The 24,115-nt window shown below is 53.3% G+C and carries 25 protein-coding genes; 13 read left to right on the top strand and 12 right to left on the bottom strand.

From position 1 onward, the window contains the following. Positions 1 to 93 precede the first annotated feature (93 nt). From VB016_05980 to VB016_05990, 3 genes are all read right to left on the bottom strand, one after another. Positions 94 to 921 (bottom strand): methyltransferase domain-containing protein, encoded by an 828-nt coding sequence (locus VB016_05980; protein MEA4978077.1) that lies wholly within the window; start codon positions 919 to 921, stop codon positions 94 to 96. Then, positions 911 to 1,978: an iron ABC transporter permease gene (locus VB016_05985; GenBank protein ID MEA4978078.1), complete on the bottom strand. Its 1,068-nt coding sequence runs from the start codon at positions 1,976 to 1,978 to the stop codon at positions 911 to 913. The genes VB016_05980 and VB016_05985 overlap by 11 nt, the downstream gene beginning before the upstream one ends. 63 nt (positions 1,979 to 2,041) lie before the next feature. Beyond that, positions 2,042 to 3,424, bottom strand: a complete 1,383-nt coding sequence (locus VB016_05990; GenBank protein ID MEA4978079.1) for a hypothetical protein — start codon at positions 3,422 to 3,424, stop codon at positions 2,042 to 2,044. 102 nt (positions 3,425 to 3,526) lie between these two features. Between VB016_05990 and VB016_05995 the strand changes: the two genes are divergently transcribed. Then, positions 3,527 to 4,288 (top strand): ABC transporter ATP-binding protein, encoded by a 762-nt coding sequence (locus VB016_05995; protein ID MEA4978080.1) that lies wholly within the window; start codon positions 3,527 to 3,529, stop codon positions 4,286 to 4,288. Positions 4,289 to 4,291: 3 nt separating this feature from the next. Here the strand turns inward: VB016_05995 and VB016_06000 are convergent, their stop codons facing one another. Continuing rightward, positions 4,292 to 4,825, bottom strand: a complete 534-nt coding sequence (locus VB016_06000; protein ID MEA4978081.1) for an FmdE family protein — start codon at positions 4,823 to 4,825, stop codon at positions 4,292 to 4,294. 211 nt (positions 4,826 to 5,036) lie between these two features. Between VB016_06000 and VB016_06005 the strand changes: the two genes are divergently transcribed. Genes VB016_06005 through VB016_06030 form a run of 6 tightly spaced genes read left to right on the top strand, consistent with a single transcriptional unit; the run spans position 5,037 to position 8,742 of the window. Then, positions 5,037 to 5,423, top strand: coding sequence for a DUF134 domain-containing protein (locus tag VB016_06005; GenBank protein MEA4978082.1), 387 nt, complete (start codon positions 5,037 to 5,039; stop codon positions 5,421 to 5,423). Continuing rightward, positions 5,420 to 5,785 carry a NifB/NifX family molybdenum-iron cluster-binding protein gene (locus VB016_06010; GenBank protein ID MEA4978083.1) on the top strand — a complete coding sequence of 122 codons (366 nt, stop codon included), beginning with the start codon at positions 5,420 to 5,422 and terminating at the stop codon, positions 5,783 to 5,785. The genes VB016_06005 and VB016_06010 overlap by 4 nt, the downstream gene beginning before the upstream one ends. Before the next feature lies 1 nt (position 5,786). Continuing rightward, on the top strand, positions 5,787 to 6,632 hold the full coding sequence (locus tag VB016_06015) for an ATP-binding protein (GenBank protein ID MEA4978084.1): 846 nt from the start codon (positions 5,787 to 5,789) through the stop codon (positions 6,630 to 6,632). Beyond that, positions 6,629 to 7,507 carry a 4Fe-4S binding protein gene (locus VB016_06020; GenBank protein MEA4978085.1) on the top strand — a complete coding sequence of 293 codons (879 nt, stop codon included), beginning with the start codon at positions 6,629 to 6,631 and terminating at the stop codon, positions 7,505 to 7,507. Before VB016_06015 ends, VB016_06020 begins: the two co-directional genes overlap by 4 nt. Further along, positions 7,504 to 8,325: an MBL fold metallo-hydrolase gene (locus VB016_06025; protein ID MEA4978086.1), complete on the top strand. Its 822-nt coding sequence runs from the start codon at positions 7,504 to 7,506 to the stop codon at positions 8,323 to 8,325. The genes VB016_06020 and VB016_06025 overlap by 4 nt, the downstream gene beginning before the upstream one ends. Positions 8,326 to 8,385: 60 nt before the next feature. Further along, positions 8,386 to 8,742: a NifB/NifX family molybdenum-iron cluster-binding protein gene (locus VB016_06030; protein ID MEA4978087.1), complete on the top strand. Its 357-nt coding sequence runs from the start codon at positions 8,386 to 8,388 to the stop codon at positions 8,740 to 8,742. A gap of 236 nt (positions 8,743 to 8,978) precedes the next feature. On the opposite strand, the gene VB016_06035 is transcribed toward VB016_06030, so the two are convergent. From VB016_06035 to VB016_06045, 3 genes are read right to left on the bottom strand one after another with little or no spacing between them, the layout of a single operon-like run. Then, positions 8,979 to 10,787, bottom strand: a complete 1,809-nt coding sequence (locus tag VB016_06035) for an ABC transporter ATP-binding protein (protein ID MEA4978088.1) — start codon at positions 10,785 to 10,787, stop codon at positions 8,979 to 8,981. Then, complete coding sequence (locus VB016_06040) at positions 10,784 to 12,535, bottom strand: ABC transporter ATP-binding protein (protein ID MEA4978089.1); 1,752 nt, start codon at positions 12,533 to 12,535, stop codon at positions 10,784 to 10,786. Before VB016_06040 ends, VB016_06035 begins: the two co-directional genes overlap by 4 nt. Then, on the bottom strand, positions 12,532 to 12,927 hold the full coding sequence (locus VB016_06045) for a hypothetical protein (GenBank protein ID MEA4978090.1): 396 nt from the start codon (positions 12,925 to 12,927) through the stop codon (positions 12,532 to 12,534). The genes VB016_06040 and VB016_06045 overlap by 4 nt, the downstream gene beginning before the upstream one ends. Before the next feature lie 239 nt (positions 12,928 to 13,166). On the opposite strand from VB016_06045, the gene VB016_06050 reads away from it, so the two are divergent. Further along, positions 13,167 to 13,760, top strand: coding sequence for a uracil-DNA glycosylase family protein (locus VB016_06050; protein MEA4978091.1), 594 nt, complete (start codon positions 13,167 to 13,169; stop codon positions 13,758 to 13,760). 224 nt (positions 13,761 to 13,984) lie between these two features. Continuing rightward, positions 13,985 to 14,305 (top strand): demethoxyubiquinone hydroxylase family protein, encoded by a 321-nt coding sequence (locus VB016_06055; protein MEA4978092.1) that lies wholly within the window; start codon positions 13,985 to 13,987, stop codon positions 14,303 to 14,305. Between the two features lie 60 nt (positions 14,306 to 14,365). On the opposite strand, the gene VB016_06060 is transcribed toward VB016_06055, so the two are convergent. Both VB016_06060 and VB016_06065 read right to left on the bottom strand, forming a co-directional pair. Continuing rightward, a complete protein-coding gene (locus tag VB016_06060) occupies positions 14,366 to 16,111 on the bottom strand; it encodes an AMP-binding protein (GenBank protein MEA4978093.1) in 1,746 nt (581 codons plus the stop codon). Then, a complete protein-coding gene (locus VB016_06065; protein ID MEA4978094.1) occupies positions 16,108 to 17,025 on the bottom strand; it encodes a 2-oxo acid dehydrogenase subunit E2 in 918 nt (305 codons plus the stop codon). The genes VB016_06060 and VB016_06065 overlap by 4 nt, the downstream gene beginning before the upstream one ends. Positions 17,026 to 17,219: 194 nt before the next feature. Here VB016_06065 and VB016_06070 point away from each other — a divergent pair, with 194 nt between their 5' ends. From VB016_06070 to msrB, 3 genes are all read left to right on the top strand, one after another. Next, on the top strand, positions 17,220 to 17,717 hold the full coding sequence (locus VB016_06070; protein MEA4978095.1) for a hypothetical protein: 498 nt from the start codon (positions 17,220 to 17,222) through the stop codon (positions 17,715 to 17,717). 144 nt (positions 17,718 to 17,861) lie between these two features. Continuing rightward, a complete protein-coding gene (gene speE, locus VB016_06075; GenBank protein MEA4978096.1) occupies positions 17,862 to 19,421 on the top strand; it encodes a polyamine aminopropyltransferase in 1,560 nt (519 codons plus the stop codon). Positions 19,422 to 19,458: 37 nt separating this feature from the next. Next, entirely contained in the window at positions 19,459 to 20,388 is a 930-nt protein-coding gene (gene msrB, locus VB016_06080; protein ID MEA4978097.1) for a peptide-methionine (R)-S-oxide reductase MsrB, read from the top strand. Positions 20,389 to 20,443: 55 nt separating this feature from the next. Here msrB and VB016_06085 read toward each other — a convergent pair whose 3' ends face one another. Genes VB016_06085 through VB016_06095 form a run of 3 tightly spaced genes read right to left on the bottom strand, consistent with a single transcriptional unit; the run spans position 20,444 to position 22,925 of the window. Beyond that, complete coding sequence (locus VB016_06085) at positions 20,444 to 21,199, bottom strand: YqaJ viral recombinase family protein (GenBank protein MEA4978098.1); 756 nt, start codon at positions 21,197 to 21,199, stop codon at positions 20,444 to 20,446. 16 nt (positions 21,200 to 21,215) lie between these two features. Then, on the bottom strand, positions 21,216 to 22,313 hold the full coding sequence (locus tag VB016_06090; GenBank protein MEA4978099.1) for a hypothetical protein: 1,098 nt from the start codon (positions 22,311 to 22,313) through the stop codon (positions 21,216 to 21,218). After that, positions 22,314 to 22,925, bottom strand: a complete 612-nt coding sequence (locus VB016_06095) for an NYN domain-containing protein (GenBank protein ID MEA4978100.1) — start codon at positions 22,923 to 22,925, stop codon at positions 22,314 to 22,316. Positions 22,926 to 23,053: 128 nt separating this feature from the next. Here VB016_06095 and VB016_06100 point away from each other — a divergent pair, with 128 nt between their 5' ends. Then, entirely contained in the window at positions 23,054 to 23,938 is an 885-nt protein-coding gene (locus VB016_06100) for a DUF6293 family protein (GenBank protein ID MEA4978101.1), read from the top strand. Positions 23,939 to 24,115 lie beyond the last annotated feature (177 nt).

Here is a 24,115-nt window from a genome sequence, read left to right on the forward strand (position 1 = left end):
CGAACGAGGCGCTTCGCTTACGATCGATGACCAAAAGATGTTTTCATATGCCCGGCCCCGGCGGTTCCGTGAGGCATCTCCCGGACCTTGCGATCATTGAGATGGGCGCCATATCAGAAGTCCCAGGCGGTTCATCTGCTCGGTACGGACCACGCCTTCCTCCGCATGCGAACCGACCACGTCTTCGATCGCCTTTGAAATCTCGCGTTCGTCCCTGTAGAGAAGGAATTTCCGCTTGTAGAATTCTGCGAGCCTGCCGGGTTCGCTCTCGCTGCAAGTCTCGATCTCAAATTTTTTTAAGATGGGTTCCCTGCCTATGGATTTCAGAAAACGTAAAGGAAAACCCGTGTCGTAACCCTCATAGGTGTATTCCCTGCCGAGCTCTCTCCAGATCTCGAAATAAATCGAATCCCTGTCTTTGGACATCGAAGAAATGTATATGCATGTATCGCTTGAGCACATCTCCATTTTAAGGATCGAGACAGAAGAATTTACCGGAGGGCAGAGCGAGGAGAAGGCAATGTCGTACTTCCTTTTCGGAACGTAAACATCCCAGTCCGCGCATTCGGTGCGGATGTTGGTTATCCCTTCGGTCCCGCATATGCCGTCGAGACGCTCCAGCATGCGTGCGGACTTGTCGATCGCAAGTATGCCTTTCACCGACGGCGATAACCTTAGGGAATACGTCCCGGGTCCGCATCCGATGTCCAGCAGGTCTTTGTTCCTGCTCACGTATCCTTCTGAGACGAGGAATTCCGTTATCATGTCGTGGATCTCCGAAAGCGTCCCGTCCCCGTACGTCTCGGCGGAATCATCCCATATTTTATCGATGTCTTTCTCGGAAAGCCCCTCGGCGAAGAAGGGATGTCTGCACCTGGCATGTTCCCACTCTCTTATCACCGGAATAGGATCAGACCGCATTGTCGCTCTTCCTCCTAAGTAGCAGAAATAAAAGCAGCGGGCCGCCGACCATGGCGGTAATGGCGCCTACCGGGAGCATTATCGGTTCTGCCAAGACCTTTGCGCCCAGGTCTGCCAGGAGCAGGATCGCGGAACCGCACAGCGCGGATGCGGGTATAAGGTATCTCATGTCTCCGCCTACGAAGATCCGCGAGATATGCGGCGCCAGCAGACATATGAAGCCTATGGAGCCTGTAAAGCATACCACCATCGCGGTGGAAAGACATGCGACGAGCAGAGTGACCGTTCTGACGGCCTCGGTGTTGACGCCCAGGCTTCGTGCGGTATCGTCGCCGAGCCTCATCGCGTTGATGTTCTTCGACAGGTAGGCCGAGGCGGCCAGGCACATCATCAGGGTTACAAGGACGAACGGGATGTGCCAGATGAAGATATTGTTGAGATCTCCCACCATCCAGAACACTACCGCCTTCACGGCGTTCGGTTCCCCGAAAAACTGCAGGAGCGTGTTGGCCGCGCTGAATATGTATGAGATGGCGACACCGCAGAGTACCATGGTGGCCGGCGCCAGGTTTCTCATCCGTCCCGCCGTAAGGATGATCGCTATCGGTATGAGTGCGAAGAAGAAGGAGTTCGCTATCACGCCTGCTATGTTCGAGGCCAGGGACATGCCCGTCAGTATCGCTATCGCCGCCCCGAAGCCCGCGCCCGACGACACGCCCAATGTATAGGGTGTCGCCAAAGGGTTCCTCAGTATGGACTGTGTGAGACATCCTCCTATTGCCAGGACCGCCCCGCCGATCAGGGCCATAAGTATCCGGGGGAGCCTGATGTCGATGATGATCATCCTCATCCTGTCGCTGATGTCGAAGGTTCCCGGCAGCAGGAAGTTTACAAGGGTCTTGTAGACGTCCGATACAGATATCTCAGCTGTGCCGACGGTGACCGAGTAGCAAAAGATGGAGATTACGGCGATGAGCAGGAATGATATGAACAGCAGCCTTTTCACAATAATAGTTCTGATCTTCTCTTCTTCGCAGCTGTTTTCATCGATATTCAATATATCCTCGCCCTTGAAATAAAAAATGAAAAGGTTTGTCCTGTCACATCACGGGACCGGCCGTCACACCGCAGGGCTGATGAACACGCCGTCCGTGCTGACGTCGTAATCGATGACCCCCAGCCACTCCGACACATACTCGTTGTGTATCGCCACGGCGTCAAAATCTGCAAACTCGTCCGGATAGATCGCCTTTGCGATATACGCCGCATGGAGTATCCCGCCGGTGGCCCCGTTCCTGAAGTCTCCGGCCATGATGTAGATGTTGCCGTCTTCCACGAAGTCCGTCAAGGGCCTTCCTGCCGCCAAGGCATGTGCGGCGTCCATCCCCGTGCCGTCGCCCGTGCCGTAACCGTGGTCGGGCGTGGACGTTACCACTGTGCCGCCGTACGTGTATTTCACGCAATGGCAGAATATGAAATCGATATCGGCGGTCACTATAGGCTCGGAGCCTACCTTTGTACCGTAAAGCGTCCTGTCGGGCCCCCCGTTGTACTGTTCCTCGGTCAGTATGTCCTTTGCAACCGGATAACCGCCCGCAAGAAGAAGGGCCTGTACCTGGGGGTCGATCTTGGTATAGATGCTCCAATCGGTTATGCTATCGTCGGAGAAGTAGGAATTGGAATAGTTGGTCATGAGCACTTTGACCTTGTCCTCCTCCTCGATACCGCCGGATATCGATGCGATCTCATCTCTGATGTCGAGAAGCCGTTCCACGTAGGCTTCTGCCCTTTCTACCCTGTCGAATATGTATCCGGCCTTCAGTATGCCCTGGATATACTCCGACTTTTCGGGCTCGAGGACGTCGGGCCTGTACATCCCGAGGTAGATGACGTCCACATCCTGGAGCATCTCCTGTTTGGCCTCCGTGCCGGCATATGAGAACGTGAGCAGTATGTCCAGGTCCAGCCCGGCCACGAACTCGTAGTTGGGGGCGTTCATGTTGACAAGATTGGTGATGCTGTCCCCCCTCTCCTCCCCGAAATAGAAGTCCCTCGTCTGATACGGCGCATTGTCCACGGCCACGACCTTGTCCTGAAGCCGGAGTATGCACATCAGCTCCGTGTTGCTGTAATATTCGGCACCTATCCTGCTTATGTCGAGACCTATTTTTTTGACATTGCCGTCCCCGTCGACCAACCAAAGATATTCGGCGGTCCTGTCGATGACCGCTTGGACCTGCTCTACGTCGCTTGCATCGACGACGCCGTCCTGATTCGCGTCGGCATATGTTGTCCTGTCGCTGCTTCCGGAGATTATGCTGTTGAGGAAGTCGACGTCATCGCCGTCGAGCTTCCAATCTCCATTCGCGTTGCCGAAGATCTGAAGTTCGGTGTCTACCGAATATCCCTCTGGGGCGCTTTTCGTCAGCAGGAATATACCGGCTCCCGCGCCGGCCATCGCCAGTGTGGCAACCAACACTACGGCCGCGGTTTTAGTGTTCATTGCGGCAGGCATACGTATTTTTAATATTTAACACTAATTATAATTACAGTAACACTAAACACATCAATAATAAATATTAATATGTAATTTGTATCAACCGAAGTGAACTTACAGGCAGAGGATATCGAATTTTCATACGGGAGGTCCCAAATTCTTAAGGGCATCGGATTCGAGCTCAGACCGGGCGAGGTGCTCGGGATAATCGGGCCGAACGGTTCGGGGAAGACCACGCTGATAAAATGCATCAACAGGATACTGGAACCTTCCCAGGGCAAGGTCACCATAGATTCCCGGGATGTCCTTTCGATGAAGGTGCGCGACGTCGCACGCATCATGGGCTACGTGCCGCAGGCATCTCTTGACGACCTTGCATCGCCGACGGTGTTCGAGGTCGTCATGATGGGCAGGATGCCTTATTCTTCATGGCAGTCCAATAAGAACGACCAGGAATTGACGTGGAAGGCCCTTGAGGACGTGGATATGAAAAGATTCGCCTCTGTCCCGTTCCGCCAGCTCAGCAGCGGCCAGATGCAGAGGGTGCTCATCGCAAGGGCCCTGGCCCAGGAGGCGAGGATCCTGCTGCTGGACGAGCCCACCAGCAACCTGGACATCAAATTCCAGAGAGAGATCATGGATGTCATCATCGGGCTGGTGAGGACCAAGAACGTCAGCGCATGCATGATACTCCATGATATGGACGCCGCCATGAAATATTGCGACAAAGCGGTCATAGTGGACGGGGGGGCCGTTACGGCCGCGGGCGATACCGAAGAAGTGCTGACCGCCGAAAATATCATGAGGACGTTCGGGGTAAAAGTCGCCATCGACCGCAACTACGGGCGCCCCCACATAATCGTCCTGTAATTTTCAGAAATAATTCCTGCTGTAGTCTCTGAAGCAGTCCAGACATACCTGTTTCCCGTCCTGCCAGCGGACCTTGTCCTCTCTGGCCAGCTCTCCGCAGGATTCGCACCTCACGCTGTAGAATATCTTGGCCGTCTCCGGGATGTCGAACACCGGGGTTTTCACTTTCACTACCTCCTCTTCCGGCGCGGTGAGGATGTGGTTCATTAAATCTTCCCTGCACATTTCGCCGAAGTCCCCGTCGATCAGTACCCTGACCTTCTTCCCCGACCTCCTGTCGAAAAAGGAATAGGCCTGCTTGCCGGTTATTCTGAACAGCAGGTTCCCTTTCCCGGCGGTGCACGAATAGATCGCCTGCACCGCATCTATGCCGCACGCGTCGTTTTCGACGACACATACGATCTCTTCGTCTCGGACTTTTTCCAACGGGACCCCGAGCGTCTCTGCGGCCACCTCGGACGCTCTGAATCCCATGGCCAATCCGGGACATGCATGTCCGTGGAATCTTACGCATTCGTTCCAGAGCTCTTCGTTCACAATCGGAGACCCTCGTGAGACTATTCAATTATTTGTCTTACGCACACTTAATTTTATGATCGTTGTTCTAAAGCGGATGTGGGCCCCTCCTGCCGCCCTTCCGATAGATATAAATTACATTGTCGGTTATTGACATATGTCAGAAACTATCGCGTATCTTGCGTTAAGCGGCCCTACGACGATGGTTCAGTACCGCAGATGGTGATATCGAATGCCGCGTCCGAAGAAATGGAGGAACGTATGCTGCCTTCCCGAAAGCAGGGAATACGGTCCGCTCGACAGGGTCCCGTGTACCGCAGAGACCATCAGGATGACGGTCGAGGAATACGAGGCCTTCCGTCTCATAGATCATGTCGGGATGACACAGGAGGAATGCGCCGAGCGCATGTGCGTCTCACGCACAACGGTGCAGGACATTTACAGCAAGGCCCGGCGGAAGTTGGCTTGCTCCCTTGTTGAGGGGGCCCCTCTGATCATCGAGGGCGGACAGTACCGCATATGCGAGCACAACGAGGGCTGCTGCAGGCGCAAGGCGTGCAGACACGCCTGCAGGAGCGTAACGTTAGTATTATCAGAAGAACAGGAGGCGAAAAAATGAAGATAATCGTACCGGTCGAAGGAGCATCAGGAATTTCGGAGATCAGCGGATCCCTGGGAAGGGCACCGTATTATTTGTTTTACGATACAGAGGTGGGAGTTGCGACGTATCTTGAGAACCCCGTTGCGGACAGCCCCTCGGGGGCCGGCGTCGGGGCTGCGCAGACCATAACCGATGCAGGTGCGGACGTCCTTCTGACCCTCAGATGCGGCGACCGCGCTTACGAAGTGCTCAGGGAAGCGGGGATCAAGGTTTTTCTAGCCCCTTCCGGAGATGCGGGGTCCGGCATAGAAGCATACCTCCAAGGCCGTTTGTCCGAGCTGACAGACTTCCACGAGGGGCACCATCACGGGGCGGTATGAAGTGAAGGTCGCGGTGCTCAGCGGCAAGGGAGGCACCGGTAAGACGATGTTGTCCGTGAACCTTGCGGCGGCCTCGGGACCGTCGACTTATGTCGACTGCGACGTCGAGGAGCCCAATGGCCATCTTTTTTTCAAGCCTGATGAATCATCCGAGGAGACGGTATCGGTACTCGTGCCAAGGGCCGATCGCAATGAATGCGACGGATGCATGGCATGCGTCCGATTCTGCAGATATCATGCACTTGCATACTCCCTCGACCGCCTGACTGTGTTCGACGACATGTGCCACTCTTGTGGCGGATGCGCCGAGATATGCCCCCGGAAAGCCATAACCGAACACCCGAGGGAGGTGGGCGTCGTCAGGACGGGGAGGTCGGGAGACGTCTCCGTTTACACGGGGACCATGAACGTCGGCGAGGCGGCGGGACTGCCCGTGATTCGCAGGCTCCTGGAAATGACGGCATTGTCCTATGATGAAAATATATTCATCGACTGTCCGCCGGGGAGCTCCTGTTCTGTCATGGAATGCATAAAGGATGCCGACTTCTGCGTTTTGGTAGCAGAGCCGACGATATTCGGAGCCCACAACCTGGAAATGGTATCCGAACTCGTCCGTGTATTCGGTAGGCCGTACGGGGTGGTCCTCAACAAGGTCATCGAAAATGAAAGAGATCCGTCCGAGGAATACTGTCTCGATAACGGCCTGCCGATACTGGGCAGGATTCCTTTCGACATCGGGCTCGGCAGGATATGTTCCGAGGCCGGGATCGCTTCGAGGGAGAATGTCGTATTCGAACGGATGTTCCGCGAGATTTATGAAAAGATGACGGAGATGGTCTCCCGATGAAACAGCTTCTCATCCTGAGCGGCAAAGGCGGTACGGGAAAGACGACGGTGGCAAGTGCTATGATACGCATGTCCGAAGCGCCGGCATGCGCAGACTGCGACGTGGACGCGCCGAACCTCCACCTTGTGCTCGGATACGGCGAAGATGCGGAAAGGAAGGATTATTTCGGTCTTCCCAAGGCCCGCATCGACAAGGACCTCTGCACAATGTGCGGCATATGTTCCGACAAGTGCCGTTTCGGAGCTATCGATATGGGCGATCGCGCAGAGGTGAACCCCTATGCCTGCGAGGGATGCGGGCTCTGCAAGGCGGTGTGCCCGTCTGATGCCATCGAAATGCTCCCGTCAGTCGCCGGAGACCTGATGCTCTACTCGGACACGGAAAGGGGGATATTTTCGACGGCACGGCTGAGGATAGGCAACGGTACGACCGGGCTTCTGGTCACAGAGGTCAAGAAACAGATGAAAAAGGCCGCCGGAAATGCTCCTTTCGCCATTATAGACGGGTCGCCGGGGATAGGGTGCCCCGTTATCGCTTCGATCACGGGCGTACATACTGTGCTGGTCGTGGCCGAGCCCTCCCTGTCGGGCATCAGCGACATGGAGAGGGTGCTGGATACCGCCGACCGTCTGGGCCCCCGGACGGCCGTATGCGTCAACAGGTCCGACACGAATCCCGCCATGACCGAACGGATAAGGTCGCTGTGCTCCGGAAGAGGCGTGCCCTACCTGGGAGAAATACCGTATGACCCCAAGGCAGTGGATGCCGTGAACAGGGGGCTTACCCTGGCGGACGTGGAATGTCCTGCGGGAGAGGCCGTACGAACCATATTCGGAAAGATCGTGAAACTGATGGAAGGGGGGGAGGGCGTATGAAAGTCTTTGTTCTGGTCGAGAACACTTCGGGTCCGGGCGGGCCGGAGGGAGAGCACGGGCTCAGCCTTTACATAAAAATGAAGAAGACGGTCTTTCTTTTCGATACGGGGCAGAGCGACAGATTCGTCCGCAACGCGGAGATCCTGGGAGCAGACCTCCGGGAAGTCGATGCGGCCGTAATATCGCACGGCCACTACGACCACGGCGGCGGAATGGCCGCTTTCCTGGCGGCCAACGGGCACGCCCCGGTATACGTTCACAGAAGGGCGTTCGAAACCCATCTTTCCCTGAGGTCCGACGGAAGCTATGCGGACATAGGTCTCGACCCGGGCCTCGAACACAACGGGCGCGTGGTCCTAACGGACGGGGAGACGAATATCTCCGAGGGAGCGGTGCTTTTCTGCGATGTGGGAAACGCGTGTCCGGTTCCGAGCGGCAACGGCAACCTTTTTTTGAAAATCGAAAACGACCTTCGCCCGGATGATTTCGCACACGAACAGAGCCTGATCCTGGAGGAGGAAGGCAAGACCGTCCTGATCTCCGGATGTTCTCATCGCGGGATCGCAAACATCGTGGAGAAGGCACGGGATATCATGGGCAGGTATCCGGACACGGTGATCGGAGGCTTCCACCTCAAGACACGGTCCTGCGGTCCAGATGCCGGATCGGAGGCGCGTAGCGTTTCCGAGGTCCTTCTGAAGACCGGCGCCGATTTCTACACCGGCCACTGCACGGGCGAGACGGCATACGGGCACATGAAAGAGGCCCTGGGAGACCGCTTATCCGCACTGAAAACGGGAGACGTTCTTGAGATATGACGACCTCAAAGCGAAAGATATGAAGATAGACAACATGGAAAAAACAAAGGAGAAGAAAAAATGAGAATAGTAGTAGCAAGCGACGGAGAGAATGTGACAGGACATTTCGGACACTGCGGATCGTTCAGGACGTTCGACGCGGAGAACGGCAAGATAACTGCGGCGGGCGCGATAGAAAATCCGGGGCACCGTCCCAATTTCCTTCCGATGTTCCTGAAAGAGAACGGAGCGGACGTGATCATATCGGGAGGGATGGGCGCGGCCGCCGTCGACCTGTTCAATAAAAACGGGATCGAAGTGATAATCGGCGCCGCGGGAGACGCCAGGACGGCGGCGGAGAGATATCTGAAGGGAGACCTCAAGTCCACCGGTTCGGTGTGCCACGAGCACATGCACCACGACGATTGCGGCGAATGAGACGCCGCCGAAACGGTAAAGCGAGCGGCGTCCGAACAGGGACCGGACGGTCTCCGTCCGTTGGTACGCCGCCTCAAATTTTTTACGCCACTATGGCGCAATCGGTGGCTTTCTCCGCCTTTCAGAGGCGTGCGAAACCGAATATGATGTCTTCGGTGAGGCGAAGAAGGCCGTTGCGTATGAGATAAGAAGGTTCCGGACGGCGGAACTTTGCGCCGCCGTCCGTCATTGGCGTTTCAGTCCTCTCCCCCGTCCTCGAACTGGCTGTTGTACATCTCGCTGTAGAACGCTCCCGCGGCCAGAAGCTCGTCGTGGGTCCCCTGCTCGACTATGTTACCTCCCCTCATAAGAAGAATCAGGTCGGAGTTTTTGATGGTGGAGAGGCGGTGCGCGATGACGAAGGACGTACGCCCCACGGTCATCTGGTCCATTGCGTTCTGGATCGCCCTCTCGGTCCTGGTGTCCACCGAGCTCGTCGCCTCGTCCAATATCAGGAGGGGCGCGTTCTCGACTATCGCACGGGCGATGGTGATCTGCTGCCTCTGTCCCACGGAAAGGGAGGTCGTGTTGTCCAGCATGGTATCGTATCCCTTGGGCAGGGTCTTTATGAAATGATGGATGCCCACGGCCTTGCATGCTTCCACGACCTGCTCGTCGGTCACTCCCTCCTTGCAATAGATGATGTTCTCCTTCACGGTCCCCTCGAAAATCCATGTGTCTTGGAGGACCATGCAGAACAGGTCGTGGACGTCGCTGCGCCTCATTTCTTTGATCGACACGCCGTCTATCAGGATGTCTCCGCTGTCCGTGTCGTAGAACCTCATCAGCAGATTGACCATGGTGGTCTTTCCCGCACCGGTAGGTCCGACGATGGCTATCTTCTGACCAGGCTTGACTTCCGCCGAGAATCCGTGGATGACCTCTTTGCCGGGAATGTAGCTGAAGTGCACGTTCCTGAACTCGACATGCCCCTCGACCTTCTCGAGCTTGCGGGGCTTGTCGCTGTCTTCGGACTGCTCCTCCTCCTCGATGAACTCGAAGACGCGTTCCCCGGCCGCCGCGACGGACTGCATGCCCGTGAAGGCCTGGGCCATCTGCGACAGGGGCTGCGTGAACAAACGTACGTAGATCATGAACGCTACGATCACACCGATCGAGATCTCCCCGTTTATGACCATTGCCGCACCGACGATACATACCATGACGTACCCGAAGTTTCCGATGAAGTTCATCAGAGGCATCATAAGGCCCGACAGGAACTGAGACATGAACGCGCTGCTGGCCAGTTCCTCGTTTATCGAGTCGAACTTTTTAGCGGCCTCTTTCTGTCCGTTGTATACTTTGACCACGTTATGCGCCGAATAGATCTCTGCGACATGTCCGTTCATGTTTCCGAGATTTTCCTGCTGGATGCTGAAGTACTTCTGCGAGTGCTTCATGATCAATATCATAAGCACAAAACCGGCGACGCAGGACAGCACCGTGACGGCCATCATTACAAAATTGGTATACGCCATCATTACCAGAGAACCGAGAAGCATCGTCACCGAGGTGATCAGCAATCCGATGCTCTGGTTCATCGACTGGCCCAACGTATCCACGTCGTTCGTGGCACGGCTGAGGATGTCCCCGCTGCTGGAAGTATCGAAGTATCTGAGAGGAAGGCGATTGATCTTCCTCGAGATATCGGTACGGAACTTCGAGGCCATCTTCTGCGATACCGTCGCCAGGATGTAGTTCTGAACGAACGTCAGTATTGTGCTGGCCGCATAGACCGCTATGAGGAAGAATCCTATCTCCCAGACCGCATCCATGTCTATGTTGCCGGATACCAGGCCTTCGACGATCAGGTTCGTCAGATCCCTTAATTTGTTCGGTCCGACCAGGATCAGTGCGGTACCGACGATCGCGAATACGATCGATATCCAGACTGCTATCCTGTATCTGCCCATGTAGGAAAATATCTTCTTCCAGGCCTCTGTGAACGCCTTCGGCTTTTCTACAGTCATCCCGGGATGGTCCATCGGGCCCCTTTTCTCGCTCATTTCATCAACTCCTCTTCGGAAAGCTGTGAATAAGCGATCTCGCGGTACACTTCGCTGCTCTTCAGCAGATCGTCGTGCGTGCCTATGCCTGCGATATGGCCTTCGTCGAGTACGACGATCGTATCGGCATCCATTATCGTGCCTATCCTCTGCGCCACGATCAGGCTGGTAACGCCCGAGGTCTCCTTTTTGAGCGCATCTCTGAGAACGCGGTCCGTCTTGTAGTCCAGAGCAGAGAACGAATCGTCGAAAACATAGAACTCCGGCTTCCTGCATACCGCACGTGCGATGGACAGACGCTGCTTCTGGCCTCCGGACAGGTTGGTGCCGCTTTCGGCGATCTTGCCTTCATATCCTCCGTCCATCTTCTCGACGAAGTCTTTACCCTGTGCGATGGCTACCGCTTTCTTGACGTCCTCCATCGTACGTTCGTCCGATGTGTCGCCGTAGTTCACGTTGCCGTATACGGTTCCCGAGAAGATCGTCGCCTTCTGCGGAATGTATCCGATCTTTCTGCGCAGCGCCTCCAATGTGTAGTCGCGGACATCCTCGCCGTCGACCAGGACCTGTCCTCCCGTCACATCGTAGAAACGCAGGACCAGGTTGATCAGTGTGCTCTTGCCGCTTCCGGTGGACCCGATGAACGCTATCGTCTCTCCCTTCCTAACCTTGAAACTTATGTCCTCGAGCACGCTCTCGGCGGCGCCCGGATATTTGAAGGAAACGTTCCTGAATTCTATCTCTCCCTCTTTACCTTCGGGAGAGGCCGTCTTTGTACCGTCTTTTATCGATGGCTCGGTGTTTATGACCTCCTCGATACGCTTGGCTGCAACGGTTGCACGCGGGAGTATCATGAAAATGAACACCAACATCATGAATGCAATTACGACCTGCATCGCATACGACGAGAACACGATCATGTCGGAGAACAGGGTCAGCCTTTCTCCGACTCCGGCGGCGGCCGATATCAGTATCGCGCCGATGATGTATATCGACATTGACAGCAGGCTCATTATCGCCGTCATCACTGGCAACAAGACCGCCAGGGAACGGTTTACGAAAAGGTTCGTCGACGTGAGGTCTTCGTTGGCCTTCTCGAACTTCTCCTCCTGATAGCTCTCTGCGTTGTACGCGCGGACGACCCTTACTCCGGACAGACCTTCTCCGGTGATCTGGTTAAGATTGTCCGTAAGTTTCTGGACCCTCTTGAAGCGCGGTACGACGAGGACCATTATGATGCCTATGGTCACCATCATGACGATGACCGCCACGGCAGTGGCAAGCGTCCAATGCATATCCTTGTTGGAGATCTTTACGATCGCCCATATCGCCATCACAGGTGCTTTTATGAGGATCTGCATGCCCATTGCAAAGGCCATCTGCACCTGGGTGATGTCGTTCGTCGAACGGGTGATCAGGCTGGCCAATGAGAATCTGCCGATTTCTTCCATCGAGAACTTCTCGACATTGTCGAACTGCATCTTGCGGATGCGTTTTGAGAGGGATGCCGCGATGTATGCTGCGACCGCTCCGACCACGATCGCCGCCAGAAGGCTGCCGAACGCGCATGCCATCATAGGCCATCCTTCGTCCATAACCTGCCCGACCGTTCCGCCGGTGGTTAGCAAAGTCGTTATCTGGGACATATATCCCGGAATCTCAAGTTCCAGGTAGACCTGCAGGCATATCAGCACAAAACAGACCGCAACGAGGGACCATTCTTTTTTACTTATATATTTGAGGATCAATTCCGAGCCTCCTTAGGCTCACTGTATTCTTCGTTAAGTTTTGCATTTATTTTGGTGCATATAGACCTGAACGCCTTCCGTTCCTCATCTGTGAGGTCCGAAAGAATATCGTCCCATATTTCGCCGAACGATGCGTTGACCAATTCTACCGCCCGCTCGCCTTTATCCGTGAGCACGATGCTGTAGCGTCTGGGATCGTTGCTCTCGTTGATCGCGAATCCCATTTCCATCAATAAGCCGACGGTACGGGTAGTGATCGACTTATCTACCATCATATAATTCGCGATCTCTTTCAGCGATGCCCCGCGATTCTGGGAGATCGCCAACAGGTAGATTCCATGAGAACCCTGTATTCCCAGATGCTCCAAGCGGACCGTCAGCTTACGGTCCATGTATTTTTTCATCGTTGCCGGTACGATGCGTTCATTTGTGATCTATTTCACGAGCGGTTGACTTGTCAACCATGTATATAAGGATTAGCAGAACCCGAATCCCGGCATCGGAATCCCCGTAAACGGCAGCTTATTTTTTGGATGTTTGAGACGGTCCTTTTTCGTCCGTGAACCATATTGTATTTACCCGCGCAAACGATAAAGACATCGCAATCGATCATCGCCGGGAGTGCAGATACATGAATGTCGGAACTGAACTTAAAAAAACGATCGACGTCCCGGATGGCGTATTCCTCAACTATATCGAATTGGATCCTCTGGCGATAAAGGCGATAATGATCAACGAAGTCGTGCCGTCGGATCCCCTGCAGGATTTTTACGGCGGTTCCGACGCGGATTATCTTAGAACGACCATTCCTCTTCTACGGGAGGCCGGTGCCGCGGTCTCCTCGATCCGGGACGCGGTGCAAATGGGGATCTACATAACCAATGCTGTCAAAACTCCAAAATCAAAAAGCACGGTCGATAAGGCGGAGATTGAAATCAGCCTGCCATATTTGGAAAAGGAACTTGCTTTGTTTCCAAACGTCAAGGTCATAATGCTCATGGGCGACGTTGCAAAAAAAGCATTTAACATGATTGCCAAAAAGGTCTCAAATAAAACCGTGGTGCCCTCGATCCCCACCTATAAGCTGAGAGGCAGTGAAATCCATTACGGGAGCATCAGGATCATTCCGTCCTACATCATGACAGGCAGAAACATCCTGATAGAGAAGTCTAAAGTACAGATGGCGACGGAGGATGTCGCCATAATGTTGGACCTCATTGGATGATCGGTTTTGAATACTAACGGAATTGTTTTCGATCCCGAGTATTTTACGTCTCTCCGTTCCTCCGATATGCTGTCTTGTAATCGGCATACGTATCCAACGGTCCTGTTTTTGGATCATGTCATTTATTCTCCCCGAAGCGACTCGACCGATGAGGCTGAAAGTCCTTCGAAGAAGAAACGAAATATATTATCTCAATAGCGCGATGCACCCCGCTAGGTGAAATCATGCCGATATTTCCGGACCCATTCGCAGGTAACGCCAGCAAAAAGATGACAGACCGCGAACTTGCCCAGGCCATAAGACTGGACATAGCCAGCGAGCTGGAGGCCATATTCCTCTACGACGCGCATGCGGCGGCCACAGATAATCCCGTGGCCAAGGCCGTTCTTAAAGATATACGCGACGAGGAGAAGGCCCACTTTGGTGAACTGGTCACCCTGATGAGATACCTCGACCCCAAGGAGGCCGAACTTTTCGAGAGCGGGGCCGCGGAGGTCAGGGAAGTCATAGAGGAACTGGAAGAAGAGGGCGCAATAAAGAAGTAAAAATCCTTCTTCGACACTGTCCTTCCTGCCTTCCGGCAGGGAGGACTTTCTCTTTCCCGCTCATACGTTATGCGCGGAACCGGGGGCGAAAGGATCGTACGGCTCCCCTATTTCCGAGCAGAGCTTCTCCAATTCGACATGGTATATCTTGCCGAGCTTGGTGATCGGCATATCGTTCAGAAATTGTATCTGACGAGGCAGGGCGTACTTGAAAATTTTATCCCTGCACACCTCCATGATGCGTTCCTTTGTCTCGGGCGTAGGGGGCGTTCCCTCTCTGAGGACCACGAACACCTTCACCACCTGCGAGTAGATTGGATGCGGGATGCCTATGGCATAGCAGCTCCGGACCGACGGGATCGAATTTATGACGTTCTCGATCTGGCTCGGATATATGTTGTATCCCGAGCTGACGATCATCCTCTTGATCCTCTGCTTGAAATAGACATATCCGTCGCTGTCCATGCAGCCGATGTCCCCCGTATGCAGCCATTTAAGGCCATCGTCATGGACTCTGAGCGTCTCGGCGGTCTCCTCGGGCTCGTCGACATAGCCCATCATCACCGACGGGCCGGAGATGCATATCTCCCCGTCTTCCCCATAATGTGCGGTTTCGGTTGTTCCGACACGGACTATCTTGTACAGAGTGTCGGGGAACGGGACCCCGATACTTCCTTCGCGCTGCTTCCCCTCGGATTTCAGGGAGAGACAGGACGCCGCTACGCACTCGGTGGCGCCGTAACCTTCCCTTATCGTCGTACGGCAGCCGTGCTCCTTCAAAAATGCGTCGACCCTCTTCTTCAGGTCCGCGTTGAGGGTGTCGCCACCGCAGAAAATGCCTTTCAGATGTGATAGATCGGCGTTCCTCATCCTCTTGTTCCTCAGCATCAGTTCGAAAAGGGACGGTACGCCGACGATGAAATTGGGCTTGTTCTTGATTATTATGTTGGCGTAGGACTTGGGGTCGAACTTCGGTATGAGAATACATGTGCGACCCATATACAGGACCATATGCACGCAGATGCACAGGCCGAAGCCGTGGAAGACCGGCATTATTGCCAGCATTGTATCCCCTACCTCGCCTGACTCGCCCATATGCATTGTCTGGACGGCGGCGGCGTTGATGTTCATGTTTGACAAGAGCACGCCCTTGCTGCGACCGGTGGTCCCGCCGCTGTACAGGATACAGGCGACGTCCTCTTTTCCGGAAGATATGGGGGGAAGTTCGACTTCCCTGCCTGTGCCCATCATATCGTTCCACCTGAGGACGTTCCCGTCGAACTTGGGCTTGGGGTCCTTCCTGCCTTGGACGATCCGGTACAACAGTGCCTTGCCCGCCCCCAGCCCGTCCTTGATGCTCGTGACTATGACATTCTTAAGGGTCCCGGACCCGTCGACTGCCGGAAAGTTGGGGTAGAACATGTCCAGAACGATCGCCGTTTTGCTGCCAGAGTTCTCAAGATAGAATTTTATCTCCTCTCTGGCGGAAAGAGGGTGTATCATAGTGGCCACCGCTCCGATCCTGTTGATCCCGTATATGGATATCAGAGCCTGGGGGCTGTTCGGGAGACAAACGAGGACCCGGTCGCCTTTCCGGATGCCGAGGCCGTGCAGGGCGCCGGCCATGGCGTCCACTTCCTCCATGAGCTCGGAATACCTCACCTTGCGGCCCATGAACTCGCATGCCACTGTATCCGGGCCCTCCGAGGCGGACCTCGAGAGGCATTCGTACATCGTCATGTCAGGGTACTCCAGATTTCTGGGAACATTTCCATATAGGTCGTACCAGGGCGTTTCAGCGGTCAAGTAGGCACCTCTCTCCCGGAAAATGGTTTCTCCAGCACTTCCGGGTTCAGGATGATCTCCCTGAAAACATCGAGTGTCCTGGCGAAATAGTATCCGTCGGATATCCTCTCGTCCACCGTGAACGCGAAATCGATGTACTGCCTGCTTACGACCTTGCCGTCTTCCATGCAGAGTTTTTCGTACATTTTACCAATGCAAAGGAATACCGAATTGGTCCCCCACTCGTTGAGATGGTGAAACGGGGCGCCGGCCTGTATGCTGCCCATGTTCGATATGAATATAGATGAGAAATTCGGGTCCGAAGAACTGATACTTTCCGGAACCTTCCCGTAATAGTTCAGGAACCTAAGGAATCTGGCTATGAACCTCTTCATAAAACGGGGGAGCTTGGCGACCTTTTCGACCACTCCGTCCGAACCGACGCTTCCCCCTTCTCTTACTCCATGCACCTGGGAGTAGATCTTGTCGGTGACCTCGAAGATGTCGGCGCCCTTTTCGAAGGGGATTTTTATGGCCGACTCCTCGGCTTCGTCTCCGAAGTATTTTTTAGCTATGAACCCCACATCGACGGTCTTCCTCTCGTACATTCTCTGCCCGCAGATGAACCTGTTCAACGCGGGCCTGATCGTCGCCGTTCGCACAGCCGTTGCCACGAAGACGGAGAAGAGCGTTATGTTGCTGCCCTCGCTTTTCTTGAGCTCGATGTATGCCAGCAGATTGGTCATATCGATGCTCTCGCAGAAAAAGACCTCGCATTCGGTTCTACGCGGCATCAAAAAAGGCATGATCTTATGATAGCTGTCAACGTCTCTCAGAAGGACGCCGTCCTTTCTGTCGCCTCTCTTTCTTTTGTCTGCCATGGAAAACGAACCGATGCCGGGTATCTGGAAGAAGGTTTTGCTGATATGCACCATCTTTGTTCTATTTAATTCCATGATAAAGTTGATCGGGGGATCTCTCTGGCAGATCTTTGGGTTTCGCTTCTATGAAGAGTGTCAGGGGAATCGATAGGTCGCATTATGTCGGCGGCCGCTGTTTTTATTACTTCTGGCAACGCTGTTTAATGTATCATAATCGGCTATATATTCCGAGATGGCTGTTTCAGGTCATGACCATATTGGATTCGGTTAAATCCTACGGCGCAGTACTGCCTCTGGCTATACTCAGGATATTGCTTGGCTTCGTGTTCCTCTGGGCCTTCTTCGACAAAATGTTCGGGCTGGGCTACAGCACAACTTCCCAAAATGCAATGATAAACGGCGGGTCCCCCACACGCGGTTTCCTCCAATACGGATCTGAAACTTTGAGCGCCCTCGGCGATTTCTTCGCTGTCACCGACGTGATCATAATGGCGGCCTTCCTGCTTCTGGGCCTGGCCCTGATCCTGGGAATAGGCATGAAGATCGCCACGATCGGAGGGACACTGCTCCTGATCATGATGTACATAGGGGTCTTCCCGCCCGATACCAACCCCCTGATCGATTACCACATAATCTATATCTTCCTCCTTCTGGCCATATGCCTTGCCAACGCCGGGGACTTCCTGGGAATGGGAAAGCAGTGGAAGGAGATGGAGATAGTGAAGAAACTCCCGATTTTGGAGTAACCCGGAATCGACCGAACACCGGAGGGGGGCCGGAGTGCCCCTCTCCTTATTTTTATGCGCTGCCCATATTTTTTCAGGGCATTGCTTATAAACGTCACAGATGTACTATATTTGCGCCTGTGGCTCGTTCATAGGGGGATAGTTATGAAAAAAGACGATAGATTGCCCCTTTATGGTTTTAACAACCTGGCCAAGACATTGGACCTCAATCTCTACACCGTAGAACGAACAGTTACAGATGACGAAAAGAAAAGATTCATATCCCATATTGATGGCCGCTACAGCTCTTCCAAGCTCAGGGCAATAATGGAAGAAATCTGCAGAGATATCGATGCGAACATCCTGGACGTTTCAACTTATGACTATGAACCTCACGGCGCCTCGGCGCTGATACTTCTGGCCGAGGAGGACACCAACCTCCATATGAAGACTGTGGCACATCTCGACAAGAGCCACATATCCCTGCATACCTATCCGGAACGTCACGACTCCATCGGCATTTCTACATTCAGGGTGGACATCGCACTGTCGACCTGCGGCAACATCTCGCCCCTATCTATCGTAGATAAGATATTCGATTTCTTCTCTCCGGACATAGCCATATTGGACTTTAACGTGAGAGGATACACTCGGGACACCGACGGAAGAAAGATCTTCATGGACAGGAAGGTCGATTCCCTGCAGGAGTGTTTCGACAAAGAAGCCCTTGAAAAGTACGTTGCAGAGGATTTCAACTTCCCCGAGCTGAGGTCCTATTACACCCGTATGATGAGGAAAGACCTCCTAGAACTCAAGAAAGAGGGAGAAGAAATATGGAAAGAAGTTGAGGATATCTACCTGGAGAGTTCCTCAGGAGAGAATAAATCAAAATCCTGGCACATAGAAAAGCAGTCGGAGGGTGCCGACCTCAGGATAAGGAAGGAAGAAATTCTGTATCATGGCATAAGCGAATTCCAGGAGATAGAGATCTTCGATTCGAAGACGTACGGAAAAATAATGGTCATAGACGGCTACATAATGCTCACCGAAAAAGACGAATTCATCTATCACGAGATGATGGTCCATGTTCCGATGTCCATCCTTAAAAATCCAAAAAAGGTGCTGGTCATCGGAGGGGGCGACGGAGGCTCCGTGAGGGAGCTGGTGAAGCACGGATGCCTAGAAAAGATCGATTTCGTAGAGATCGACGGTGACGTTATAGAAGCGTCGAAAAGGTTCTTCCCTTCGTTGACATGCGGTCTGGGAGATACCAGGGTCAGGACCGTTGTGGGTGACGGTATAAAGTTCGTATCCGAGACAGAGGAGACATACGATCTGATAATAGTGGACTCCACCGATCCGTATTCTGGCCCGGGAGAGGGCCTTTTTACTTCAAGCTTCTACAGAGACTGCTCGCGTATCCTCAGCGACGGTGGGATATTGGTCAATCAGCACGAGAGCCCATACTATGACGAAGATGCCGCATTGGCGAGAAAGATGCACCTCATGATGAGGGACATATTCCCGGTCTGCACGGCATATCAGGCTTTCATCCCCACATATCCATCGGGCCACTGGCTCTTCGGTTTCGCATCCAAGGGCGCCGACCCTCTCGCGGACGCTGTGCCTGGACGCATGGATTCCATAGATACGAAATACTACAACGACGAGGTACGCAGAGCATCCTTCGCCCTTCCCAACTATGTCAAGATGCTTCTGAAGTGAACGAGCCGATTATAATCCTCTATCGTGATTACGGTGTATGAATACGGTGTATCTTGCGGGCGGTTGTTTCTGGGGCGTCGAGAAGTATCTGTCGATGATACGCGGAGTCGTAAGCACCCGCACGGGATATGCGAACGGCGGTTCCGATAAGACTGACTACAGGTCCGTCTGCTCGGGCTCAGGGCATGCCGAAGCCGTGGAAGTCGTCTACGACAAGGAAACGGTCTCCCTGGAAAAACTTCTTGGCATATTCTACAGATGCATAGATCCGCTGAGCATCAACAAACAAGGTAACGACCGTGGAATACAGTACCGCACCGGCGTCTACTACACCGACCCGGAGGACGAGCATGCCATAAGGGCGTCGGTCTCCGAACTCGAAAAAACACTGGGAAAGAAGACCGCCATCGAAGTCCTTCCTCTGAAGAACTGGTGCACGGCCGAAGAATACCACCAGAAATATCTCGACAGGACCCCGGGAGGATACTGTCACATCTCCCCTTCCCTATTCTCGGAAGCCGAGATGGCAAATCCGATACCGATATATGAGCTGTCACCGGACTCCTCCCTTACTGACTTGCAGTATTCTGTAACGAGGAAAAACGGCACCGAAGCGCCGTTCACCGGCGAATACTGGGACTTTTTCGGAAAGGGAATTTATGTGGACGTGACCACAGGCGAGCCCCTATTCCTTTCGAAGGACAAATTCGAAAGCAGATGCGGGTGGCCGAGCTTCTCTTCTCCCGTATCGCCGGAGATCGTCGTAGAGAAGGATGACCGTACCCACGGAATGAAGAGGACGGAGATACGCAGCAGGTCCGGCGATGCGCATCTGGGACATGTGTTCCCCGACGGCCCGAAGCAGAAGGGCGGCCTGAGATATTGCATCAACAGCGCCGCTCTGCGTTTCGTTCCGTACGAGAAAATGGAAGAGGAAGGGTACGGATGGCTGATGGGCTCCCTCTGACCCGATGTTCCGCCCGGTCCGCAACCCTTCTTTTATTCGGTCAGGAGACTTCCGTTCACCGTCTGAAAGCCCTCAGATGCTTAAGAACGTCTGCGTCCTTTTCGGTCCACTCGGGAGTGAACCCTTGTTTGACATACTCGTTGTACCAGTCGACGCATTCCTTCATGTACCCGCTCATTTCCAGCTTGTCCTTCACCACGAAGAACGTATTATTCTCGTCTGGAACCCACTGTTTAGGTCTGGTGTAATCGCTTTCTTCGAGGAACCCCACGAGGAAGACGACCTTGTCGAGTTTGGAGAGCTCCGCATACAGCGAGGCCTGCAACATATAGTGCATCGGAACGTCCGTATAGCCTCCGGAGCCGTCCTCCCATGACTCTCTCGAGTTGGAGGTCTTGATCTCCAGGATGGCCTTCCTGGAACCGTTTGCGAGCACATATCCGTCGACCATGCCCCCGAACAGCTTCTCGTTGTGGAAATGGTCGTAACCGCACTTGTCCGCAGGTACCGGCTCTTCCACCTTCACAGGACTGTCGCAGCCGATTTTACCGGAGATATCTCCGGCTTTGACGGCGGCATATCTTCTGAGGACTGGCTCTATTACATTTCCCGCATCGATGTACTTATTTGGCTTATCTCCCGGATATAGTCCTGCGATCTCGCAGGCGACCTTGAAGGGGGTAGAGAACTCGCTGATGCCGAGTATCGGACCTATCCGGGTACCGGTGATCTTCTTAAGCTTGTAAGTGTCGAAATAGACGATTTTGTTTCCATCGTCTATCTCGACTATGGCGCGCCTTCCGTCGAACATGTCCAGTCGATCCCCCTCAGATACTTATCTCCACTGTTTTATCATCGACCATCGCCCAGTTAAGCTCTCCTATGCGGTTGCCGAGGGCTTCGATGCTGTTCAGGCCCGGGACCGCGATTATGCCGTTGCGGCATATTGCAAAACCCATGTTGTCATAGGTGAACCTGATCTTCGTCATCTCGGAGTTTATCCTCACAGAGTAGCGTCCTTCTTTGAAGATCGGGCTCTTGAACTCGTTGCCCGATATCCTCAGCAGATATGCGTCGGAAGAGGTTCTTTCGACCGCTTTCCGGTCCGAGTCATCTTTGCAGACGGCCCCCGCCCTCAGTTTTGACAGTTCAAAACTAAGATTTTCCGCCTTTTTCCTGAGGTCGTGGTTTTGCGATTCGTAATAGCTCATCATGGCGCTCTTCTCATTGATGAGCTTCTCTTCCCTGAACTTTACGGCGTTAAGTTTTTCCTGGAGCTCGAACGCCATCTTTTCATATCTCTCCCTGAGGTCCTTCTCGGAGTTTTCGAGCCTCTCCTCCATCTCGAATGTCCGGTTCCTCTCCCGATGTTCCAGCATGGATTCTATAGATTCGATCCTGGATGATTTGGCCTGGTATTCCGCCTCCAAAGCGGACCTCCTGCCCTCATACTCCTCCTCCAGGGCAGATTGCTTCCTCCCGTACTCTTCCTCGGAGCCTGCCACCCTCTCTTTGACCATTTGCTCCACGGTGGAATCTACCTCGGGTGCAAGATATTCCAGGACCTCCTTCTTCTTCCTGGACCATATATTGTTTGCAATCGCCTGCATATCGCCGGACATGGCCATTATCTCGGAGACCTCTATCTTCCTCACTGGTTCGGCATAGCCTAAGAAGTTTGTCTTCATAGTCACCTTGCATATCCATATCTCTTTCTCCAGAACGGTAATCTTGCTGTTCCAGTCAAGAGAGATCTTCTTTGTTCCGGTGTTGCACGAAAACTTACCGTCCGTACCCGTCTCGAAAAGCAGCACCATGAGCTTGCTTAGGACGTTTCCATCTTCCTCTGCAACACCGTTCTCCTCCAGGAATTTTTTTTGCACGTCGATGAAGTCCATCTTGGCCCCTCTCCTCACCTCGACCATTCATTCCGCCCCCGGGCACTCTTTTTCCGCCTCGATAAGAGCAAATACGTCTGTGAATCCTTCGTCGGCGTCCTTCGGCACATCGCAGGTCTCCTTTGCACAGGTTACGCAGTAATCTACGATCGGCAAGGTCCCCACATCCACGTATTTATCCGAGACTTCGACCACTTTGGAGGAGGTGCATTTCGAGAACGAGGCTACCTCCACTCTCTTGCCGAGAGACTGGACCATGCTGATGGCAGGTATGAAATCCCTGTCGCCGCTTATCACGATGGCCACATCGTAATGGTCTCTCACCGCATGTATGATCATCTCCGCGGCCATCGCCACATCGACCTCCTTCTGCTTGTCGTCTTCCATGTGGCCGCATACGATCTTATATCCGATCTTCGAAAGGTATTTCGCGTTCGAATACTTGCTGTTGAAGTACTGGATCGTGTCGAAGACTATTGCTCCGGCGACCTTGCGCCCGTCGATTAGAGTCGTTGCGAGCAGTTCATGATCTATCGTGCTGTTTTCCAGCCCCTCATGGTCCAAAAGTCCGTAACTGATGTTGGCCAGGTCCAAGAATATCATCACTCTGTCTTCTTTGTCGGTAGTTCTGAAACTCATTTTTTCACCTGCGCATGTGCGCATGATTACATGGCCGGTCGGGCATATATATGAAATAACGTTATAGAGGTTATATCTGATATAAGTGTTACAATGATATATCTGAAAAGCGTATTCTGCTGTGGAATATGCCCCGCGACGACAACAAAAGCAAACGGATCGATAGAATAGTCATATCGTGCGTCACTTTCGATACCGTCATGGTGACCGACCCCATAGAGCATTACGACGCCACTAAGGCCTACCTTGTCCACTACTCAAAAAAAGACGATGATGAATACAACGAATGCTTCAAACGTGTTCTGGAGATTTTGGAAGAGGGCTTCAACACCGTAGTTTTGGATTACGGTATGTCCGAGTTCGGATATGACTCCGGCTCGATCGGCGCCGAGATTAAAAAACAGAAGAATCTGACCGTCATCGACGTAAAATGCGAAAAGGTCTATGTGTTCCAGGATATGCTTAGAGTGCTGTTCTCCATAATACGTAAGGAACGGTCGATCTCTTCGAAGAACCCCATATATGTTAACGTATCCGCCGGCACTTCCGAGTTCTCGGCCGCCGCACTTATAGTCTCGATGATGTTCGAAAATGTCGAGGCGTTTTCCGTAGGCACGATGGAATACACCATCGTAGGGCTGGACCCATACAAGGACAGGGAGACGGGCAAGTTCATAGGTATTTCCAAAGCAGTGCATCCGCCCCGGGCTATCAACGGTTTCAAGGTGTCCCAACCTGAAAAGAATTTCACACTGGCACTTCGTCTGTATAAAGAGATGGGCTTCCCCTCCGCAACGAAGATGATCCGCGCCCTAAAGGACAGCGGGCTGTGGAATTCGCCTGACGGCGACCTGCCCAATGAGAAGATGCGTTACCAGAGACGGTACATCGACGAGTGGCTGAAAGACGGCCTCATCGAAAAAAACGGACGCGGCAAATATTCGCTTACGCCCCAGGGCCAGTTCGCAATAGAGACGTACTACACGGAAGTCGAATTACTCAGCATTGTTTGAAACGTTTGTTACGGCCTTGTGATAGATGTTGTTCGATTGCATGAAAAACATCCATCATCGATGAAAATAGTTGATCTGGCCATTAAGATTTTCTGATAAAAAATTATTTTTTTTTACATCTTTTGGAATGCTATGCATCCATTAAAATGTATCGATGTACATTAATATACATTATTA

The sequence above is a fragment of the Methanomassiliicoccaceae archaeon genome (assembly GCA_034928305.1).
Taxonomy (GTDB): domain Archaea; phylum Thermoplasmatota; class Thermoplasmata; order Methanomassiliicoccales; family Methanomethylophilaceae; genus VadinCA11.